The following is a 20,479-nucleotide window of genomic DNA, read 5'->3' on the forward strand; positions in this document are numbered from 1 at the left end:
ATCCCGCTTTAAAGTTCGGGGACCAGGCGCGCTTTTTCAATTCGCTCCAGTGGCACCCGCCATTCCCGTCCCTCGCTGTCAACGATCACCACGTCGTCGGCTTGCATTCCCAGCAGGCGTCCGAGCAGTTTTCGCCGTCCGTCCAGCAGCTCCCGCAGTTGAATCCGCACCTGCGAACCGGCAAAGCGGACAAAGTGCCCAGGTTCGCACAGGGGGCGATCCAATCCGGGTGAGGAAACCTCCAGGGTATATCGTTCCGCGATCGGATCCTCGACATCCAACACGCCGCTGAGCTGATGGCTGACCCGCTGGCAGTCCGCCAAACCGATACCGTTCTCACCGTCGATATAGACCCGCAACAGGGAACCATCACGCCGGGGATGGAACTCTATCCCGACCAGTTCATAACCTAAGGTTTCGACCACGGCCGCTAACACCCGTCTCAGCTTTTGCAGGTCCTGGCGCATCTCGAACACCGGAAACAAAAAATGGGCCCGCGGCCCACTCGTTCGCCAACTCTGTTGAACTTCGGGGCACAGACAGCATCGACATTCGACGCTCTATGCTGCTGGCCGCTGCCGCAACTCCGGCCGGTGCTCCAGCCTTCGCCGGCTAGCGCGAAGCCGATGGAGTCGACCGCATAAAAAAAGCCCTCTTCGGGCTTCCTTGAAACATGGTAGCGGGGGCAGGATTTGAACCTACGACCTTCGGGTTATGAGCCCGACGAGCTACCGGACTGCTCCACCCCGCATCTGAGCTTGCTAGGATAACATCGCGTACCCCTTGCAAGCAAGGGCATAACGAGGTTTTTAGGGTCCCACTCGGCCGGTCAATCGCGATCGGTGCCTTGGAGGGTGACGGCGGCCTCGCTCCGCGACGTATCCGCCTTCCGAACGCGGCGCGCCCGCACATAGAAAACCGCGCCCCAAAACAGCAAGAGGCTAAAACCGATTTCCAACCAAGCCAACCAAGGCCGCCGCATCGGCCCGGCCGCGCTGAAAACCCCCGCCGAGAAATAGAACAGCGCGAGAAAACTGCTCCAAGCGCAAGTATAAGGCCGACCGTACAACAAGCCGCGCAACGGCAGCAATAACGGCCCGACCAACAACACCAGAACCAGTGAGACCGGAACCCGCTTCGAAGGTTCCAGCCAAGCAAACCACAGCAGCAGCAGCGCAAACAGGCCAAAATAGCCCACCAGCGTAACCGCGTGCCAGAAGCGGCTCATGCGCCCGCCAAGCGGCGCGCGATGTCCGCCAGCCGACGCCCCAGGGCGCGGCATAACTGCTTTTCTTCGGCGCCGAGGACATTTCCAGCCTCCAAACCCGACCAATGGCTGGGGCCATAAGGAGTACCGCCGCCGCGCGTGGCGCTCAGCGCCGGTTCGGTATACGGCAGGCCGACCACCATCATGCCGTGATGCAACAGCGGCAGCATCATGCTCAACAAGGTCGATTCGTGACCGCCGTGCAGGGTCGAGGCCGAGGTAAAAACCGCCGCCGGCTTGCCCGAAAGCGCGCCCGCCAACCAGAGGCTGCCGGTGGCGTCCAAAAAATACTTGAGCGGCGCGGCCATATTGCCGAAGCGGGTCGGACTGCCCAGCGCCAACCCGGCGCACTCGCGCAAGTCATTCAGGCTGGCATAGGGGGGACCGGCCGCCGGAATCTCCTCCTCCAGCGCCTCACAGACGGCCGAAACCGGCGGTACGGCGCGCAAGCGCGCGGTCATGGTCTCCACCTCCTCGACCCCCCGCGCGACCTGCCGCGCCATTGCAGCGGTCCCTCCGGTGCGGCTGTAGTACAGGATCAGTATTTCGGGCATCGTCTTGTGTTTCTCCTGATATCGAGCCGGCGGCGATTTTGGAAAATCCGTTCGACACTACGGTTTGCCGGCCGCTGTCGCCTACCATCTTGACGGCCTCGGCCACCGATGCTAGCTTGCGTCTCAAACCACCGATCAGCCGCTGAATGCGGTAACCTTGCTGTTTTTTCAGACTCTTGACCATCAAACTCACGCCACTTGCCATTGCCACTCTATGGTTGACGGCCTGTGCGGTCGCCCCAGTACAAGAGATGAGCGACGCCCGTCAGGCCATCCGCTCGGCCGAGGCGGCGGGTGCGGCCCAGCGTTCCCCAGACAGTCTTGCAGCGTCCCAGCGTCTGTTGCAGGAAGCACAGAAACGTTTGAGAGCCGGTTCTTATGACGCCGCCAAACAGTTTGCTCTGGAAGCGCGCGATCAGGCGATCAGAGCCCGAGAGAAGGCCCTGCAACCCAGTCCGATTCAGCTCGCGCCTCCCTAGGCTTCCGTTCCGGCGCTGGCTCCCACCATAATTCAGACGTCTGACATGCTCGCCACTCTCGCTCCCTTCCATAACCCGCTGGTTTTTCGGGCGCTGCTGGTGCCGATGTTGCTATCGGCGGTGCTTGGCTCCGCCCTCGCTCAAGCGCTGGATTTCTCCCTGCCGGGTTTGAACCAACAGCCCGTGCGCTTGGCCGATTTTCGTGGCCGGTGGGTCATCGTCAATTTTTGGGCTTCTTGGTGTTCGCCCTGTCTGCTGGAAATGCCCGAATTACAAGAGTTTTATGAGAAGAACCGCAACCGCGCCACGGTGGTCGGCATCAATTTCGAAAATCTAGGCCCTAACGAAGTCCGTGTCTTCACCGATCAGCTCGCCGTCACTTTCCCTATTGCGTTGAGCGGCGGCAACCCCATTCCGGGGTTCGATCTGAAAGGTCTGCCCACCACCTTTTTGATTTCGCCCGCCGGCAAACTGGTTGATAGCCACTTGGGTTCCGTAAACGCCACCATGCTGGCCGAGCGTCTGGCCGCTCAAGAAAAAGCGGGCGCTGCCGCCCCTTAATCCCTGGCGCGGCGCTCGCCAGTCACCATGCCATCACTTCGAGCGTCGAGGAGAGTTCGTGAAAACGCTGTGTATGCGCTGTTATGTGTCCGGCCGCGTCCAGGGCGTCGGCTTTCGCTATGCCACCGCTGAAAAAGCCTCCGCGCTTGGCGTGACCGGCTATGTCCGCAATCTGCCGGACCGCCGGGTGGAGGTGCTGGCCTGCGGCGAAGAAAGAGCGGTGACCGCCTTGCGCGACTGGCTCTGGCAAGGCCCCCAACTGGCGCGGGTCAGCGACGTTCGCTGCGATACCCTACCCCATCAGAATTTTCACGACTTCCGAATCGACTGAGCGCCTTGCTGCAAAAATTTCGGAGCGACCCTTGAATTATCCACAGGCTTATAAACTGTCTAATTTATGATACCCTAACGGCTCGCCGTCGCCAAAAACTGGGTAAAATTCCAATGTTTATGATTAACTCATTGATAAATATCATAATAATAAAGACGACAAATAAAGCGGCCCATCACTATTTTGGCAATGGCGACATGGAGTTAGACACTACGGCCAGAAGTTATCCACAAAGTTATCCACAGGCTTGGCGCTGACAGCCTTCGCTCTCCGACAAGCTTAGGCGTCGCGCGCCGGCGTCAAGCGCGCCGTCAACCACTCCAGCAATTGCCTTCGAGCGACCAGCACGGGCTCAGCATCACACCGGCCGCGACACTCTAATTGGTCATTGGCCAAATTGCGTTCGCTGATCACCACCCGATACGGAATGCCGATCAGCTCCATATCGGCGAACATGACGCCGGGTCGGACATCCCGATCATCCAGCAACGCTTCGATCCCGGCGGCCAGCAATTCTCGATGAAGCGTTGCGGCGGTTTCGCGCACGAGGTCGGAGCGGTTGGCGCCCACGGGCAGCAACGCGACTTGAAACGGCGCCATCGCGGCGGGCCAGATGATGCCGCGCGCGTCGTGATTCTGCTCGATGGCGGCCGCCACCACCCGCGACACCCCGATACCGTAGCACCCCATGGTCACTGTCGTCGGCTGGCCGTCTTCACCTAACACCACCGCATTCATGGCGGTGCTGTATTTCTGACCCAGTTGAAAAACGTGGCCGACTTCGATGCCGCGCGCGATGGCCAGCACGCCGCGCCCGTCGGGACTGGGATCGCCTTCGACCACGTTGCGCAGATCGGCGACTTCGGGTTCCGGGCAGTCGCGGCCGAAATTGACGCCGGTCAGATGCCAGTCATCGGTATTGGCGCCGACCGCCATATCGGCCATCTTCGCGACGGTGCGGTCGGCGACGATCGCGCCGGTGAAGCCGACCGGTCCCAGCGAGCCGGGGCTGGCGCCGAAGGCGGCGCGGATGGCCTCAGGACTGGCAAACGCCAGCGGAACCTCGACCTGAGGCAATTTCGCCGCCTTGATAGCGTTTAATTCATGATCGCCCCGGACCAACAGCAACACCGGCCGCCCGTCCGTCCCATCCACGACGATGGCTTTTACCGTCCGTTCGGCCGGCAGTTTCAGAAAGTCGCACAGTTCGGCGATGGTCTTGACGCCAGGCGTCCGCACCCGCGTCAGCGCCTCACCCGGCGCCGGCCGCGCTCCCGCCGGCGGCAGCGCCTCGGCCAGTTCGACGTTGGCGGCATAATCGCTCGCGGTGGAAAAGGCGATGGCGTCCTCGCCGGAATCCGCCAGCACGTGAAATTCCTGCGAGCGGCTGCCGCCGATGCTGCCGGAATCGGCCAGCACCGCCCGAAATTTCAAGCCCAGCCGGGTGAAAATGCGGACGTAGGCGTCGTACATGGCCTGGTAGCTGGCCTGCAAGGACGCCTGATCGAGGTCGAAGGAATAAGCGTCCTTCATCAAGAATTCCCGCGCTCGCATCACCCCGAAGCGCGGCCGGATTTCATCGCGGAACTTGGTCTGAATCTGATAGAAGTTGACCGGTAGCTGTTTGTAGCTTTTGATCTCGCGCCGGAACAGTTCGGTGATGACTTCCTCGTGAGTCGGGCCGAAACAGAAATCGCGTTTGTGTCGGTCTGCGATCCGCAACAGTTCCGGGCCATATTGTTGCCAGCGGCCGGACTCCTGCCACAGCTCGGCCGGCTGTACCGCGGGCATGAACAACTCCAGCGCGCCGGCCCGGTCCATCTCCTCGCGCACCACCGTCTCGACCTTGCGCAGCACCCGCAACCCCAAGGGCAGCCAGGTATAAATGCCGGCGGCAAGCTTGCGGATCAGGCCCGCTCGCAGCATCAATTGGTGGCTGACGACTTCGGCGTCGGCCGGAGTTTCCTTGACGGTGAACAGCGGAAAGCGGGATACGCGCATGAAGTCGGTCTCGGGCAACAGTCGTTCGATCAGGGGTTGCAGAAATAGTCCTGGTCCTTCTGCGCTTTCTTGAGCTCGGCTTCGCGCTGCTGGGGATCGAGCGCGACCTTGTTGCCCTTGGCATCGGTCTTGACCACCGGACTGTCGCTTTGCAGGATCTTGAGATTTTTCTTGGCGGCTTCGCAATTCTTGGTCCGCGCGTCTTCGGATTCCTTTTGCGCCTGTTCCGCCTGCTGTTTGTCTTTTTGTTCCTGCTCGGCCACCTGCTTGGCCAGATCGGCCTGTTCCTTGTTCAAATCGCGGGTGGCGGCTTCCGGATTTTGTTCCGCTCCAGCCGGTTTGCGCACCATTTCATATTGCACGCCGGTCGGCGGCGCAAGCTCGGAATACTGGACCTGCCCCTGCGAATCGGTCCACTTGTAGATGAATTGCTGGGCTTGGGCCGCCAGCGTGAAACCCCAGCAACCGATCATCAACCCCCACCACAACGCTCGCTTCGACATGCCATTCCTCCAAAAAGACCTGAACCACGGGAGAACCATGCCGTTCAGGCGATACTCCCCCAGTATCGTAACGGGATTTTGCTCGAAATAAATGTCGTGTAGTATAACCAGCCCGCAAGACCCGCGCCCAGCATGTATCGACGGCTTTTGCGACGAGTTGCGCCACCGGGAACCACCCCCGCGCGCGGCGGTCACCCCGCCCGACCGCAATCCCGGCCCGGCCACCCACCAGCCCCGTCGATGATGTGTCGATCACCTGCGCCGATCCGTCTTGCCGCTTCGCGATCCTTAACCCAATCTACCATGAGGAATCAACAGTATGGAACTCATGACAGGCGCCGAAATCCTGATCCGCTGTCTGAAGGAGGAAGGTGTTGAATACCTGTTCGGCTACCCAGGCGGCGCTGTTTTACATATTTATGATGCGATCTACGTTCAGGACGATGTCAAGCACGTGCTGGTCCGTCACGAACAAGGCGCGGCGCACGCCGCCGACGGTTATGCCCGCGCCAGCGGCAAAACAGGGGTGGTCCTGGTCACGTCCGGCCCCGGCGTGACCAACGCGGTCACCGGCATCGCCACCGCCTATATGGACTCCATTCCGATGGTGATCATCTCCGGTCAGGTGCCCACCGCGCTGATCGGCAACGACGCCTTTCAGGAGGTGGATTCGGTCGGCATCACCCGGCCCTGCGTCAAGCACAATTTCCTGGTCAAGGACATCACCAAGCTGGCTGAAACCATCAAGCAAGCCTTTTATATCGCCAGCACCGGCCGGCCCGGTCCGGTCCTGGTCGATGTGCCGAAAGACGTGACCATCGCCAAGGGCGAATTTCATTATCCCAAAAAGGTCAAGCTGCGCTCCTACAATCCAACCGTCAAGGGCCATGCCGGCCAAATCCGCAAGGCGGTGGACCTGATCCTGTCGGCCAAGCGCCCCATGATTTACACCGGCGGCGGGGTGATTTTGAGCGACGGTTCGCCGGAACTGGTCGAACTGACCCAACTGCTCGGTTATCCGATCACCAACACCCTGATGGGCTTGGGCGCTTATCCGGCCACCGACAAGCAGTTCGTCGGCATGTTGGGGATGCACGGCACTTATGAATCCAATCTGGCGATGCACCATTGCGACGTGCTGATCGCCATCGGCGCTCGTTTCGACGATCGCGTGACCGGCAAGCTCGATAAATTCTGTCCGGAGGCGCGGATCGTTCACGTCGACATCGACCCCTCCTCGATTTCCAAAAACGTCCGGGTCGATATTCCCATCGTCGGTTCGGTGCCGAACGTGCTGCGGGCGATGATCAACGTCATCCGCGACGAGAAGCTCAAGCCCGACACCGAGGCGCTGGCGCGCTGGTGGCGGCAGATCGACGAGTGGCGGGCGGTCAAATCCTTAAGCTATCGCTCCAGCGAGACGGTGATCAAACCCCAATTCGTGATCCAGAAGCTCTATGAGGTGACCGAAGGCAAGGCCATCATCACCTCGGACGTCGGCCAGCACCAAATGTGGGCGGCGCAGTATTACCATTTCGACCGACCCCGCCAGTGGATCAACTCCGGCGGCTTGGGCACCATGGGCTTCGGCCTGCCGGCGGCGATGGGGGCCAAGCTGGCCTTTCCCGACCGGGACGTGGCGTGCATCACCGGCGACGGCAGCATCCAAATGATGCTGCAAGAACTGTCGACCATGAAGCAGTATCAAACGCCGGTCAAGATCGTCAACTTGAACAACGGCTATCTCGGGATGGTCCGGCAGTGGCAAGAATTTTTCTATCAGAAGCGCTACTGCATGACCTACTTCGAGGCGCTGCCGGACTTCGTCAAACTGGCCGAAGCCTACGGTCATTCGGGCATCTTGGTCGAGAAACCGGGCGATGTCGAAGGCGCGCTGCGCGAAGCCTTCGCCATGAAGGACCGGACCGTGTTCCTCGACTTCCTGACCGATCAGGGTGAAAACGTGTTTCCGATGATCCCTTCCGGCGGCAGCCAAAATGAAATGTTGCTGGCCGAGCGCGACGAGATGATTTCGACCCACGACGAAGGCATGGTGCTGCTGTGAGCAATAATAACCGTCACATGATTTCGATTTTGCTGGAGAACGAGGCCGGCGCCCTGTCGCGGGTGGCCAATCTGTTTTCGGCGCGCGGTTACAACATCGAAAGTTTGTCGGTGGCTCCGACCGACGATGAGACCCTGTCGCGGCTGACTCTGGTCACCTACGGCAACGAGCAGATCGTCGAGCAGATCGTCAAGCAGCTCAACAAGCTGATCGATGTGGTCAAGCTGATCGATCTCAGCGAAACCGAGGCCATCGAACGCGAATTGATGCTGGTCAAGACCAAGGCCAACGGCGAACTGCGCGCCGAAATGAAACGGCTGGCCGATATTTTCGGCGGACACGTCCTCGACGTCACCGATGCGACCTACACCATCGAACTGACCGGCACCGGCACCAAGCTGGATAACTTCCTGCGCGCCATCGAGCGAGATGCGATCCTCGAAGTGGTCCGCTCCGGCGCCACCGGGATCGCGCTCGGTCAAAAAGCGTTACACGCCTGACTTTCTCCCCGCAACCCCATCCCCGCCGTCGCTTTCGGCCGGGGATCGGGAGTTTAACTTTTCAGGAACTCGCCCATGAACATCTATTACGATAAAGACGCCGACCTGTCCCTGATCAAGGGTAAGACAGTCGCCATCATCGGCTATGGCTCCCAGGGTCACGCCCACGCCCTCAACCTGCGCGATTCCGGCGTGAACGTGCTCGTCGGCTTGCGGCCCGGCTCGGCGTCGGCGGTCAAGGCCGAGAAAGCCGGCCTGACGGTCAAACCGGTGGCGGACGCGGCGGCGGCGGCCGATGTCGTCATGATCCTGGCGCCCGACGAGCATCAAAGCCAGATTTATAAGGAAATCGAACCCAAGCTGAAAAAAGGCGCGGCGCTGGCCTTCGCCCACGGCTTCAACATCCATTTCGGCGGGGTGGTGCCGCGCGCTGACCTCGACGTGATCATGATCGCGCCCAAGGGTCCGGGCCACCTGGTGCGCTCGACCTACACCCAGGGCGGCGGCGTACCCTGTCTGATCGCGGTGGCGCAAGACGCGTGCGGTCAGGCCAAAGAGTTGGCCCTCTCCTATGCATCGGCCAACGGCGGCGGCCGGGCCGGCGTGATCGAGACCAGCTTCCGCGAGGAGTGCGAAACCGATCTGTTCGGCGAGCAGGTGGTGCTGTGCGGTGGGTTGACCGCGCTGATTCAAGCGGGCTTCGAAACGCTGATCGAAGCGGGCTACGCGCCGGAGATGGCCTATTTCGAGTGTTTGCATGAGGTGAAGCTGATCGTGGATTTGATTTACGAGGGCGGCATCGCCAACATGCGCTACTCGATTTCCAACACCGCCGAATACGGCGACTTCACTCGCGGCTCGCGCATCGTCACCGAGCAGACCAAGGCCGAGATGCGCAAGATCCTCAAGGAAATCCAGACCGGCCAGTTCGCCCGCGAATTCATCGCGGAAAATCAGGCGGGCGCGCCGGTGCTGCGGGCCAACCGTCGCATCAGCCGCGAGCATCCGGTCGAGCAGGTCGGCGAAAAACTGCGCGGCATGATGCCGTGGATCAAAGCCAACCGCTTGGTGGATACCACCAAGAACTGAGGCTCGCCCGGCAAAACAGGCGCAACCGGGGCGCGGAATTTTCACTCCCGATCCGCGCTCCAATTTTTTAAGCCGACTCGGAAGGCGGCTGTCAAAAAATGAACAACGATCCACCGCTCCAGCATCGGCTTGCAGTTTTGATCGATGCGGACAACGCTCAGCCCGCCATCATCGAGGGACTTGCTAGAGAGATCGTCAAATACGGGGTTGCGAGCGTCAAACGAATTTATGGCGACTGGACCACGCCGAATTTGAGCGGCTGGAAATCAGTCCTGCTCGACCACTCGATCCAGCCTGTCCAGCAATTTCGTTACACGGTGGGTAAGAACGCCACCGATAGCGCCATGATCATTGACGCGGTGGATTTGCTTTATACGCGCCGTTTTGAAGGATTCTGCCTGGTTTCCAGCGACAGTGATTTCACGCGCCTGGCTTCCCGCATCCGAGAAGAAGGTCTGCTGGTTTACGGCTTCGGCGAGGAGAAAACCCCGAAAGCCTTCATTCATGCCTGCGATAAGTTCATCTTCACCAAAGTTCTGCTGCCCCAGCCAGAATCGGAAGCGAGCAACCGCAAACAAGAAACCAATCAACTCAAAGCGAACACTAAGCTGGTGAACCTTGTTCGCAGCGCTGTTGAAGCCGTATCGGACGATAGCGGCTGGGCCAACCTTGGCAGTGTCGGCCATCACATCGCCCAGCAGTCTCCAGAGTTCGACCCTCGAAATTATGGCTATGGAAAGCTCAGCGACCTCGTATTGGCCATCGGTCTTTTTGATCTTGAAGAGCGCCAGCACGGCTCCAGTCGGGCAAAAGGTCTTTATATCCGCGACAAACGCAAGAAATAACGCAGTTCCGATCACTCGAACTGATCGCATTAAAGCTTCCAAGGCAAGCCTAATGATTAGCGAACCAGCACCCGAAAAGCGCCGCCGGCGCGGCGTCTATCTGCTCCCCAACCTGTTCACCACCGCCGCGCTGTTCTGCGGCTTCTACGCCATCATCGCCGCCTTGCAAGGCCGCTTCGAGCCGGCCGCCATCGCGGTGTTCGTGGCTATGGTGCTGGACGGCCTGGACGGGCGGGTCGCCCGCCTGACCCACACCGAAAGCGAGTTTGGCGCGGAATACGACAGCATGGCGGATTTGATTTCCTTTGGGCTGGCCCCCGCTCTGATCATGTACGAATGGGCGCTCACCTCCATGATCGGCATGGGTCCGTTCCTGTCCAAGCTCGGCTGGCTCACGGCTTTTTTCTATACGGTGATGGCCGCATTAAGGTTGGCCCGCTTCAACGTCCAGCACGGCAGCACCGACAAACGCTACTTCATCGGGCTGCCCAGCCCTTCGGCCGCCGCCATTGTCAGCGGCACGGTCTGGTTCGGCACCGATTTGGGGTTGACCGGCTCACAACTGCTGTGGCCGGCGCTGGTGATCACCATCGGCGCTGGCGCTTTGATGTTCAGCAAGATTCTTTACTTCAGCTTCAAACAGGTCGACCTGCACAAGCGGGTCCCGTTCGCTTCCGTGCTGCTGGTGGTGCTCACCCTGGTGGTCATCTCGATCGACCCGCCCAAGGTGCTGTTCTGCGGCTTCCTGGTGTATGTTTTGTCGGGTCCGGTGTTGTTCCTGTTCCGGCTGCGCCAGCGGGCGCGACGGCGCGCTCGGTCTCCCAACGAGCCCGCCGGCTCCAAATAGATGCCGCTGTGGACCGAACCCCGGACCGTCCGGTCAACCACCCGAGCCAGGCTCGTTGAACAGCAGCGCCACCGGGAAATGTTTCAGCGCTTCCCGCAACCACAACGCTTCCTCTCCCTGCACCAGTTGTCCGCTCAAGGCATCGCGCCAGCGCAGGCGCGAACCGGCCGGCGGCAGCACCCTGGTTTCATGCCAGACCGCTTCACCCAGCGGCCACTCGCCATCCTTGACCAGACCGGTCGAAAAACGCGGCGCCACCACCAACGCCCGCCGCTCGCCCAGCTCGCGCGCGAAGGCCACCACATGCGCCTTGAGACTACCGATGACGGTCAGCTTCTGATAAGCCCCATGCTGGAACAATTCTCGCTCCGCCTGTCGCGCCTGGAGCGCCCGATAGATCAAAAACAGTTTGATGCGGCCATCTTCGGGCGCCGCCACCAGTTCTTTAAGCAAGCCAGCAAGATTTTCGCTAGCGTGGCTCTGCAGCGCCTTCAGTAGCGCGCCGCGCCGCTCGAAATCCACCGGGCGCCGGTTATCGGGGTCCACCAAGCTCAAATCCCACAGTTCCGTGCCTTGATAAAAATCCGGCAGGCCAGGCGTGGTGAGTTTGAGCAGGGTCTGAGCCAGCGAATTGAGGATGCCGTGATGCTGGATCTTGCGCTGAAACGGCAGGAACGCCTGAAGGAAAGGATTGTCCCTGCCGGGTTCCAACACCCGCTCGGCGAAAGCGAGCAAGGCATTCTCGTATTGGTTGTCCGGCTCCAACCAATGAGTGTGCACTTTCGCCTCGCGCACGGCCTTGATCAGATAGGCTTTGATCCGCTCGATAAAGGCCGGGTATTCGGCCAGATCGAAGGGATACGCCCCCAGCAGGGTTTGATAGAACAGGTATTCATCGTCGTTCGCGGGCGCCAGCCGCTCGCCGATTTGCACCTTGTGGGCCAAGTTGATCTCGTGCCAGCGTCGCACGTGTTCTTCCCACTCGGCCGGCAGTTCCGACAGCACGTTCAGCCGGGCGCGGGAATCCTCACCGCGTTTGGTGTCGTGGGTCGCGCTGGCGTTCATCGCATGGGGCCAGCAGGCGACCCGATGCTGGTTGAAGGCATGAAACTCGTCGAGGTCGATGCCGAAATGCAGCGGTCCCGCGCCTACTTCATTCAAGGACAGCAGCCGGTTGTAAACGTAGAACACGGTGTCTTCCACGCCCTTGGCCATCAGGGGACCGGTGAACTGCTGCAAGCGCATGATGAAATGCAGCCACTGATCCTTGCCCTCGGCCGCCATGTTCTCATCGAACTCCAGCCGTAAAAAGCGTTCGACGAATTCCAATTCGTTGCGGAAATTGGGAAGGTTCAGCCGGGCTTGGGCGATCACCCGCCGCATGCAGTCCTGATCGGCCCGGCTGGCGCCGGTTCGGTCGATGTAGGTACGATAGACCGGGAACAGCACCAGAATTTCGACCAGCGCCGCTTTCAGCCCGTAGAGCGTGAAGTCGCTGGCGTAGCGGTAACGCTCGGAAATGCGCTTGAGCACATGCGCCAGACTGTCGATGTCGCCGGCCAGATGTCGGGCCACGATCATCCGCTTGCTGCGCTCGATTAGCGTTTCGCAGGCGGTAGCGTCGCCGGTGAAGGCGTGGTACAAGGCGGTAAAGTCTTGCTCGGCGGCCGGATCGCAGAACAGACCGTTGCTGATGCCGAGAAAGTCGTAACCGCTGGTACCCTGGCACGGCCAGCTGACCGGCAACTCCTCGTTGTGTTCGAGAATCTTCTCCACCACCAGATAGACGTAGGGAGCCTGCTCGCGCAGCCGGTTGAGATACTCCGCCGGATCGTAGAGGCCGTCGATGTGATCGATCCGCAACCCGTTGATCTTTTCCTCAGCCACCAGCTTCAGAATCAGTTCGTGGGTGGACTCGAAGACCCTAGGGTCCTCGATGCGCAGCGAGATCAAATCGTTGATGGTGAAGAAGCGCCGATAATTGAGTTCCTCGTTGCCGACCTTCCAGTAAGACAGCCGGAAAAATTGCTCGTCGAGCAGGCTTTCCAGCAGGTCGAAACTCTCTGGCTTACCGGCCTCGCCGTTGAAGATGCGGATGTTTTCCTCGATGAACTCGCGCACTTCGGAGCTGCCGTTCCACAGCTCCCACAGCATTTGCTTGATGAAGGAGATCTGATCGTAACGCTCCCGTCCCTCCTCGCCGGCAGGGATGTATTTGAGCAGGTAAAGCACGCCCAAAAACTTGACGAAATGCGGGTGGGTGCGTTCGAGCTGGGCGCGCAGCCGGCCCAAGTCATAGGTCAGCACCCGGTAATAGGATTCGATGCGGATCGGAAACCGGAACTCGTAGTAGTAGACGGCGAGTCCTGCTTCGTTATAGCGCAATTGCAGTTCGCCGCTTTCCAGACAATCGCCGTAAAACTTGCCGAGAAACGGCGCCAGCACCCGTCCCTTGATCCCTTCGTACAGGTGGTTCCAGTGGATGTCGAAAAATTCGTGGTAGCGTGAATCCGGGCCGTTTTCCAGCACGTCCACCAGCATCGGGTTCTGGCTGTCGAAGGCCATGTGATTGGGGACGATATCTTGTACCCAGCCGATCCCCAGTTGTTTTAAATGCTGCGCCAGCAGCTCGAACCGCTCCGCGCCGCCCAATTCGGGGTTGATTGCGCGGGGGTCCGCCACATCGTAACCGTGCTGGCTGCCACGGCGCGGCGTCAAAATCGGCGAGGCATAAATGTCGGATATCCCCAATTCGGCCAGATAGGGCGCGATGCTGGTGGCGGCGTCAAAACCGAAGTCAGGAGTGAATTGCAAACGATAAGTCGCAACGGGAACACGCATCATGGGAGAGCCTCCGAGTGCGGCGATCCAGCGAAAAGATCGGCGGCATAGACCGCCACAGCGTAGGGAGGCAACACCAACGGGTGCTCGGTTTCGGCGAGGGTCGCCGGTAGCTCGGACCCCGCGCCGCCCCAGGCGAGATCGGCGGCATCGAGCTGGCGCCGCCACGGTCCCGCGCCGGGAACCACCGTGACGGTCGCTGGCCGGTCGGAAAAATTGAGCCAAGCGCTGATCCGGCTCGTATCGCACCAGCGCTTTAACTCCAGCACCGTCGGGGCGAGCACCGCAACGGCCAAACTAGCGTTGTCCAGCCGGGCCAGCGCCGGCGTTTCCCGGCGCAAGCGCAACAGCTCGCGATAGAAAGCGCGCAACTGGCCGTGTCGGCCGGTTTTACCCAGCTCCCATTGCAGCTTGGAGGCGGCGAAGGTCGTGACGGCTTGCGGGTCCGGCGCTTCGCCCCCGGCGCCAAACTCCAGGAAATCCTCGCGCCGCCCCTGCCGCACCCCCTCGATCAAGGCCGGATCGCCGTGGCTGATGAAATAAAGAAACGGTCGGGGTTCGCCGTATTCCTCGCCCATGAACAGCAAGGGCAGATAAGGCGACAGCAGCACCGCGGCGGCCGCCAGCTTCAAGGCCGGAAACGGCAACAGGGCAGAAAACCGCTCGCCCAGCGGCCGGTTGCCGACTTGATCGTGATTCTGGCCGAACGCGACGAACCGCCAGGCCGGACAATCACGCGCATCGTCACCGTGCCAGCGCCGGCGGTGCGGAGAATAGTGCCAGGCGTAAACAAAGGGGTGCCGGTAAGCTTGCGCCAATTGGTCGATGGTGCCGAAATCCGCGTAATAGCCATGCCGCTCGCCGGTCAACACCGTATGCAAGGCGTGATGGAAGTCATCGCTCCATTGGGCGTCGAGGCCGTAACCGCCGACCTGAGGCGGGCGGATCAAGCGCGGGTCGTTCAGATCGCTTTCGGCGATCAGATGACAGAACCGGCCCAGCCGCCGTCCGCAATCGGCGGCGACAACGGCCAGTTCCGCCAAAATATGCCGCGCCCCAAAATCGTAAATGGCATGGACCGCATCCAGCCGCAAGGCGTCGCAGTGACAGGTCTCCAACCAATAGCGGACGTTTTGAACCACGTAATCGCGCACGCCGGCGCTGTAAGGGCCATCGTAATTGATGGCATCGCCCCACGGCGTGCGGTACTGGTCGGTAAAATAGGTTCCCAAGCCCCACAGATAATTCCCTTCGGGGCCGAGATGGTTGTAGACCACATCCAGGATCACCGCCAAGCCTTGACCATGGCAGGCATCCACCAGCCGTTTCAAGCCGTTCACGCCTCCGTAAGACGCCTGCACGGCGTAGGGATAAACCCCGTCATAACCCCAGTTGCGGTCGCCGGGAAATTGCGCCACCGGCATCAGCGCCAGCGCGGTGACGCCCAATTCGCGCAGTTCCGGCAAACGGGGAATGATGGCGGCAAACGTGCCTTCGGGGGTGAAGGCGCCGACATGCAATTCGTAGATGACCCACCGTTCCAGCGGCGGCGGTCGCCAGTTGCCATCGCTCCAGCTGAAAGCTTGATCCACCACTTGCGAGGGGCCGTGCACGCCATCGGGCTGATGATACGAGGCCGGATCGGGGCGGTCGATTGCCCCGTCCCAGCGATAGCAATACAGCGCGCCGGGGTCGATGCCGGTCACGGTGGTCCGCCAATAACCCCAGGTGTCGCGGGCCATGGGAATCAGGCGGTCCTGGGGTGCAACCAGATGCAGCGCCACTTGTTTCAGCAACGGAGCCCAAAGCGTGAAGGCGCATTGACGGTTGCCGAGATAATGGGATCCTGGCGTGAGGTCATTCATAAGCTTGCTGCCTTCCGTGTCGGAATAGCATGGCCAGCGACCGCGCGGCCATGCACCACGCCCACACATGAGTTTTAAAAGCGATCGAACTCGGCGTTCGTTTGAAAAATCGGCAGCGCCCGGCTCAATGCCGGCGCGGTTGAATCGGCGCGGTTCTGGTGATTGCGCCGCAAACAGCGGAACCGAGCGGCACGCGCTCGGTCTGCCCTACTTTAGGTTGCAGAAAATCGAGCAAAATGCAGAATTCCATGCGGTTCTGTCGCGCGCGGCGCACGGTGGCGAAACAATCTCCGCTGCCCTGCCCGCAGTATCAATCCAACGGGCTGTCGCAGTCCTTTACTCGGCCGTCTCGAACGTGTTGATGGCGCAAATCAGTCCGGTCGAAAGCTGAAGTTTTTTAACGGTTTAGGCCAGAACATAGTAAAATTATAACATTTATAACGGTTTACTGAAACCCATTCGTTCGACTCCCGGCGTTACAACCCCGATTTAACGGGATGTGACGCCCGTTCAGCCACCGTGACCCCAGCAAGATTCGGCTGACAAAGCCTGCAAAATCGCCATAATCGCCACCATCGATCACTGTGATCCACCACCCCATCCGGCACGGTGGGAGAACCCCACCTGGAGAGCGCCACATGAACCAACTGATCATTTTCGACACCACGCTGCGCGACGGTGAACAAAGCCCCGGCGCGTCCATGACCAAGGAAGAAAAAGTCCGCATCGCCAAGATGTTGGAGCGGATGCGGGTGGATGTGATCGAAGCCGGCTTCCCCGTCGCCAGCCCCGGCGATTTCGAGGCGGTGCGGGCGGTGGCGCGAGCGGTCAAGGACAGCGTGGTCTGCGGGCTGGCCCGCGCCGCCGACGCCGACATCGACCGGGCCGGCGAAGCCTTGAAGGACGCGGCGGCCTGCCGGGTTCACACCTTCATCGCCACCTCGCCGGTCCACATGAAGATGAAATTGCGGATGGAGCCGGATCAGGTGGTGGAACGAGCGGTCGAGGCGGTGCGCCGCGCCCGGCGCTGGACCGACGACGTGGAATTCTCCGCCGAGGACGCCGGCCGTTCCGAACTGGATTTTTTGTGCCGGATCGTCGAGGCCGCCATCGATGCCGGGGCGCGTACCATCAACATCCCCGACACGGTCGGCTATAACGTCCCCGAGCAGTTCGCCCACACCATCCGCAGTTTGCTCGAACGGGTGCCGAACGCCGACAAGGCCATCTTTTCGGTGCATTGCCACAACGACCTGGGTCTGGCGGTCGCCAATTCGCTGGCGGCGGTGCGGGCCGGCGCGCGGCAAGTGGAATGCACTATCAACGGCCTCGGCGAACGGGCCGGCAACGCTTCCCTGGAGGAAATCGTGATGGCGGTGCGCACCCGCCGCGACGTGTTCCAGCTTGAAACCGGCCTCGACACCACCCAGATCGTGCCGGCCTCCCGCTTGGTCGCCAATATCACCGGCTTCCCGGTGCAGCCCAATAAGGCCATCGTCGGGGCCAACGCCTTCGCCCATGAATCCGGCATCCATCAAGACGGGGTGCTCAAGCATCGCGAAACTTACGAGATCATGCGGGCCGAGGACGTGGGTTGGTCCACCAACCGCATGGTGCTCGGCAAGCATTCCGGCCGTAACGCTTTCCGCACCCGCTTGGAAGAATTGGGTGCCAGCTTCGCTTCCGAGGAAGACCTGAACGCCGCCTTCGCCCGCTTCAAGGAGCTGGCCGATAAGAAACACGAGATTTACGACGAGGACTTGCAGGCGCTGGTCACCGACACCAACCTGACGGCGGAAAACGAACGGGCGCAACTGCGCTACCTGCGGGTGTGTTCGGAAACCGGCGAAACCCCGTCCGCTCAGGTCACGCTGACGGTGGACGGCGAAGAGCGCAACGCCACCGCCGAGGGCGGCGGGCCGGTGGATGCCGCGTTCAAGGCCATCGAAAGCATTCTGAAAACCGACACCGACCTGCTGCTGTATTCGGTCAACAACATCACCAGCGGCACTGATGCCCAAGGCGAAGTCACGGTGCGAGTGGCTCAGGGCGGGCGCATCTTCAACGGCCAGGGCGCGGATACCGATATCGTGATCGCCTCGGCCAAGGCTTATATCAACGCGCTGAACAAGGTGCTGCAACCGAGCGAGCGGGCGCACCCGCAATTGCTGTAACCGTCGGGTATGGACGAGGAGCTGCGCCGCCGTTACCTGGATGCGTTGGGGATTCCGCTCTGGCTGCCACGCCAGCCTTTGGCGAAACAGCAGGCGCCGTCCGGCGCGGCGGTCGATCCGCCGCCCGCCGTGGAGGCCGATCGGGCGACTGATAGCGAGCCAGTTACTGATGAATCATTAGCCGACGATGATGAGAGGGCGCTGATGGACGATGATTGGGGACTGTCGAGCGAGGCTGGTGCTGGGGAGAGGGCGGCTACTCCGCCGGCTGACGAGAGCCGGGAAGCGCGGATCGCGCATTTGGAGTGGAGCGATTTGCAAGCAACAGTCCGACAGTGCACCGCTTGCGGTTTGTGCCATTCCCGCACCCAGACCGTGTTCGGCGTCGGCGACCGTCAGGCCGAATGGCTGGTGATCGGCGAGGCGCCCGGCGCTGACGAAGACCGGCAGGGCGAACCCTTCGTCGGTCGGGCTGGCAAGTTGTTGAATCCCATGTTGCAAGCCATCGGCTTACAACGCGAACAGGTCTTTATTACTAACATCCTCAAATGCCGCCCGCCGGAAAACCGCGACCCGACGCCCGCTGAAGCAGCCAGCTGTCGCCCGTTTCTGGAACGGCAGCTCGCCTTGATCCAGCCGCGGATCATTCTGGCGGTCGGTCGCATCGCCGCCCAAAACTTGCTGAATACTGACGTGCCCATCGGCAAATTACGCAGCCGAATCCACCATGTCGGGCCGGAGCAGCTCCCGCTCGTGGTCACCTACCATCCCGCTTATCTTCTGCGCTCGCCGCGCGAGAAGCGCAAAGCCTGGGATGATTTGCGCTTGGCGCGACGCGCCCTGAGCCTCCCTCTTAAAGCGACTTAAAAGGACTTTTCATGAGCGCCTTGCGGGAACCCTGCGTCGGTCGGTTTCGGCAGATGCTCCCTATCGACTTGAAGGAAATCCTGTCGATCGAGCGGCGTGCTTACGAATTCGCCTGGACCGAAGGCATTTTCCGGGATTGCCTTCGGGTCGGTTATCAATGCCGGGTTCTGGAAACCCCGCACAGCTTCATTCAAGCTTATGGAGTGATGTCGGTGGCGGTCGGCGAGGCGCACATCCTCAACCTCTGCGTGCGACCGGAATTGCAGGGACGTGGCTTGTCGCGCCAATTGTTGGACCATCTGCTGGAGCTGGCTATCTCCCTGCAAGCGCAAACGGTATTTTTGGAAGTGCGCCTTTCCAACCAGCGCGCTCTGCGGCTTTACGCCAGCGTCGGCTTTTGCGAGGTCGGCTTGCGGCGCGGCTACTACCCCGCCAGCAAGGGTAGAGAAGACGGTTGGGTGCTGGCCAAGGAGCTTTAAGCGGCGCGATTGTGCTTGCTCCACTTATGCAGTTGGCATATAGTGCCAAGGTGTATGATTTCCAGGCTGGTGAATCTGTTCGTTCTCTGTGGTCACCCTTTTTCAAGTTGATACTGAGTCCGTCATTTTCCCTGACTTGATTCTGCTACGGCTTCCTGGGCTTAGGCCCCTATCGTTTTCAATTTTTTGTTTTCAGGAAACACCGAATTTATGGTCACTGGTACCGTCAAGTGGTTTAACGAATCGAAAGGCTTCGGCTTCATCACGCCCGACAACGGCGGAGAAGACCTGTTCGCGCACTTTTCAGCCATTCAGGCGCGCGGTTTCAAGACGCTGAAGGAAAATCAAAAAGTTTCCTTTGATGTGACGACCGGCCCCAAAGGCAAGCAAGCAACCAACATCCGCCCGTTGGATCAAAGCTGAGCCTCAGCCCGCCTTTGCTCCAGAAAGCCCGGCTTCACGGGCTTTTTTGTTGCCTGCTGGCTTCATCCGGCTACTGGCGACGACCCCGTGCAGAGTTCGGAAAAAGATCGCCAAAGTCGGGTAGAACCGACACGTCGAGCGCGCGCGCGGCCTGCTCGAACCTGGCGTCATGGGGGACCACTCCGAGCAGTGGCGCGGCGAGGCGATGTTCCAGGCTTTCAAGATTCGCCGCAAAACGCTCCATGGCGGGATCGATGCGATTGGCGACCCAACCGGCCACACGCAAGCTCCGGCCCGCAATGGCCTCCATCGTCAGCAGTGCATGATTGAGGCAGCCGAGTCGCATCCCGACCACCAACACCACCGGCAAAGCCAACCGTTGGGCCAAATCCGCCGTGTCATACCGCTCGTCGAGCGGTACCCGAAACCCGCCAACCCCCTCTACCCAAACCACGTCGGCCAACTGACGCAACCGCTCGAAGGCTCGAACAATCGGCGCGAGCTCGATGGGTCGGCCGGCTTCGCGGGCGGCGATGTGGGGGGCGATGGCGGGAGTGTAGAGAAAGGGATTGATCCATTCCAGCGGCGCCGAAACCGAACTGGCGGCCATCAGCCGCGTCACATCGTCGTTTGCGCCATCGGCTCCGACGCCCGCCGCAATCGGTTTCATGCCGATCGCCGTCAAACCCCGCTGCCGCGTGGCGCGCAGCAAGGCGCAGGTGACATGGGTTTTGCCGACCCCGGTGTCGGTGCCGGCGACGAAGAAGGCGTGCGGCATGGTTCAGCGT

22 protein-coding genes and 1 tRNA gene are annotated in these 20,479 nt (G+C 60.8%); 14 read left to right on the forward strand and 9 right to left on the reverse strand.

The window, feature by feature from the left end:
- Nucleotides 1-8: 8 nt before the first annotated feature.
- The 4 genes from rimP to wrbA form a co-directional block, all read right to left on the reverse strand.
- A complete protein-coding gene (gene rimP / locus IPK09_10700) occupies nt 9-467 on the reverse strand; it encodes a ribosome maturation factor RimP (protein ID MBK7984083.1) in 459 nt (152 codons plus the stop codon).
- Nucleotides 468-674: 207 nt separating this feature from the next.
- Nucleotides 675-751: transfer RNA gene (locus tag IPK09_10705), tRNA-Met, on the reverse strand.
- Between the two features lie 78 nt (nt 752-829).
- Nucleotides 830-1,228: a DUF2069 domain-containing protein gene (locus IPK09_10710; GenBank protein MBK7984084.1), complete on the reverse strand. Its 399-nt coding sequence runs from the start codon at nt 1,226-1,228 to the stop codon at nt 830-832.
- Nucleotides 1,225-1,821, reverse strand: a complete 597-nt coding sequence (gene wrbA, locus IPK09_10715) for an NAD(P)H:quinone oxidoreductase (protein ID MBK7984085.1) — start codon at nt 1,819-1,821, stop codon at nt 1,225-1,227. The genes IPK09_10710 and wrbA overlap by 4 nt, the downstream gene beginning before the upstream one ends.
- Before the next feature lie 251 nt (nt 1,822-2,072).
- On the opposite strand from wrbA, the gene IPK09_10720 reads away from it, so the two are divergent.
- The 3 genes from IPK09_10720 to IPK09_10730 all read left to right on the forward strand — a co-directional run bounded on the left by IPK09_10720 (nt 2,073) and on the right by IPK09_10730 (nt 3,192).
- A complete protein-coding gene (locus tag IPK09_10720; protein ID MBK7984086.1) occupies nt 2,073-2,300 on the forward strand; it encodes a DUF4398 domain-containing protein in 228 nt (75 codons plus the stop codon).
- 45 nt (nt 2,301-2,345) lie between these two features.
- Nucleotides 2,346-2,861 (forward strand): TlpA family protein disulfide reductase, encoded by a 516-nt coding sequence (locus IPK09_10725; GenBank protein ID MBK7984087.1) that lies wholly within the window; start codon nt 2,346-2,348, stop codon nt 2,859-2,861.
- A gap of 73 nt (nt 2,862-2,934) precedes the next feature.
- Entirely contained in the window at nt 2,935-3,192 is a 258-nt protein-coding gene (locus IPK09_10730; GenBank protein MBK7984088.1) for an acylphosphatase, read from the forward strand.
- Nucleotides 3,193-3,471: 279 nt separating this feature from the next.
- Here the strand turns inward: IPK09_10730 and IPK09_10735 are convergent, their stop codons facing one another.
- Both IPK09_10735 and IPK09_10740 read right to left on the reverse strand, forming a co-directional pair.
- On the reverse strand, nt 3,472-5,193 hold the full coding sequence (locus IPK09_10735; protein ID MBK7984089.1) for a proline--tRNA ligase: 1,722 nt from the start codon (nt 5,191-5,193) through the stop codon (nt 3,472-3,474).
- 29 nt (nt 5,194-5,222) lie between these two features.
- The gene (locus IPK09_10740) at nt 5,223-5,696 is read right to left on the reverse strand and encodes a DUF4124 domain-containing protein (GenBank protein MBK7984090.1); all 474 of its coding nucleotides are present in this window, start codon (nt 5,694-5,696) and stop codon (nt 5,223-5,225) included.
- Nucleotides 5,697-5,787: 91 nt separating this feature from the next.
- On the opposite strand from IPK09_10740, the gene IPK09_10745 reads away from it, so the two are divergent.
- The 6 genes from IPK09_10745 to pssA all read left to right on the forward strand — a co-directional run bounded on the left by IPK09_10745 (nt 5,788) and on the right by pssA (nt 11,042).
- Nucleotides 5,788-5,940, forward strand: a complete 153-nt coding sequence (locus IPK09_10745) for a hypothetical protein (GenBank protein MBK7984091.1) — start codon at nt 5,788-5,790, stop codon at nt 5,938-5,940.
- A 75-nt stretch (nt 5,941-6,015) separates the two neighbouring features.
- Nucleotides 6,016-7,761: an acetolactate synthase 3 large subunit gene (locus IPK09_10750; protein ID MBK7984092.1), complete on the forward strand. Its 1,746-nt coding sequence runs from the start codon at nt 6,016-6,018 to the stop codon at nt 7,759-7,761.
- A 17-nt stretch (nt 7,762-7,778) separates the two neighbouring features.
- Nucleotides 7,779-8,261, forward strand: coding sequence for an acetolactate synthase small subunit (gene ilvN / locus IPK09_10755; protein ID MBK7984093.1), 483 nt, complete (start codon nt 7,779-7,781; stop codon nt 8,259-8,261).
- A 75-nt stretch (nt 8,262-8,336) separates the two neighbouring features.
- Nucleotides 8,337-9,350, forward strand: coding sequence for a ketol-acid reductoisomerase (gene ilvC, locus IPK09_10760; GenBank protein ID MBK7984094.1), 1,014 nt, complete (start codon nt 8,337-8,339; stop codon nt 9,348-9,350).
- Nucleotides 9,351-9,448: 98 nt separating this feature from the next.
- Entirely contained in the window at nt 9,449-10,195 is a 747-nt protein-coding gene (locus IPK09_10765) for an NYN domain-containing protein (protein MBK7984095.1), read from the forward strand.
- 52 nt (nt 10,196-10,247) lie between these two features.
- Nucleotides 10,248-11,042, forward strand: a complete 795-nt coding sequence (gene pssA, locus IPK09_10770; protein MBK7984096.1) for a CDP-diacylglycerol--serine O-phosphatidyltransferase — start codon at nt 10,248-10,250, stop codon at nt 11,040-11,042.
- Between the two features lie 33 nt (nt 11,043-11,075).
- Here the strand turns inward: pssA and treY are convergent, their stop codons facing one another.
- Nucleotides 11,076-13,883, reverse strand: coding sequence for a malto-oligosyltrehalose synthase (gene treY / locus IPK09_10775; protein MBK7984097.1), 2,808 nt, complete (start codon nt 13,881-13,883; stop codon nt 11,076-11,078).
- Nucleotides 13,883-15,748 carry a malto-oligosyltrehalose trehalohydrolase gene (treZ, locus tag IPK09_10780; GenBank protein ID MBK7984098.1) on the reverse strand — a complete coding sequence of 622 codons (1,866 nt, stop codon included), beginning with the start codon at nt 15,746-15,748 and terminating at the stop codon, nt 13,883-13,885. Before treZ ends, treY begins: the two co-directional genes overlap by 1 nt.
- 67 nt (nt 15,749-15,815) lie before the next feature.
- Here treZ and IPK09_10785 point away from each other — a divergent pair, with 67 nt between their 5' ends.
- The 5 genes from IPK09_10785 to IPK09_10805 all read left to right on the forward strand — a co-directional run bounded on the left by IPK09_10785 (nt 15,816) and on the right by IPK09_10805 (nt 19,691).
- Nucleotides 15,816-16,139 carry a hypothetical protein gene (locus IPK09_10785; GenBank protein MBK7984099.1) on the forward strand — a complete coding sequence of 108 codons (324 nt, stop codon included), beginning with the start codon at nt 15,816-15,818 and terminating at the stop codon, nt 16,137-16,139.
- 247 nt (nt 16,140-16,386) lie between these two features.
- On the forward strand, nt 16,387-17,922 hold the full coding sequence (locus tag IPK09_10790) for a 2-isopropylmalate synthase (protein ID MBK7984100.1): 1,536 nt from the start codon (nt 16,387-16,389) through the stop codon (nt 17,920-17,922).
- Between the two features lie 9 nt (nt 17,923-17,931).
- Entirely contained in the window at nt 17,932-18,789 is an 858-nt protein-coding gene (locus IPK09_10795; GenBank protein ID MBK7984101.1) for a uracil-DNA glycosylase, read from the forward strand.
- 11 nt (nt 18,790-18,800) lie between these two features.
- On the forward strand, nt 18,801-19,268 hold the full coding sequence (gene rimI / locus IPK09_10800) for a ribosomal protein S18-alanine N-acetyltransferase (GenBank protein MBK7984102.1): 468 nt from the start codon (nt 18,801-18,803) through the stop codon (nt 19,266-19,268).
- 210 nt (nt 19,269-19,478) lie between these two features.
- Nucleotides 19,479-19,691, forward strand: a complete 213-nt coding sequence (locus IPK09_10805; protein ID MBK7984103.1) for a cold-shock protein — start codon at nt 19,479-19,481, stop codon at nt 19,689-19,691.
- A gap of 70 nt (nt 19,692-19,761) precedes the next feature.
- Here the strand turns inward: IPK09_10805 and bioD are convergent, their stop codons facing one another.
- On the reverse strand, nt 19,762-20,469 hold the full coding sequence (gene bioD, locus IPK09_10810) for a dethiobiotin synthase (protein ID MBK7984104.1): 708 nt from the start codon (nt 20,467-20,469) through the stop codon (nt 19,762-19,764).
- Between the last annotated feature and the right edge of the window lie 10 nt (nt 20,470-20,479).

This window comes from Candidatus Competibacteraceae bacterium (assembly GCA_016713505.1).
Classification (GTDB): Bacteria; Pseudomonadota; Gammaproteobacteria; order Competibacterales; family Competibacteraceae; genus Competibacter_A.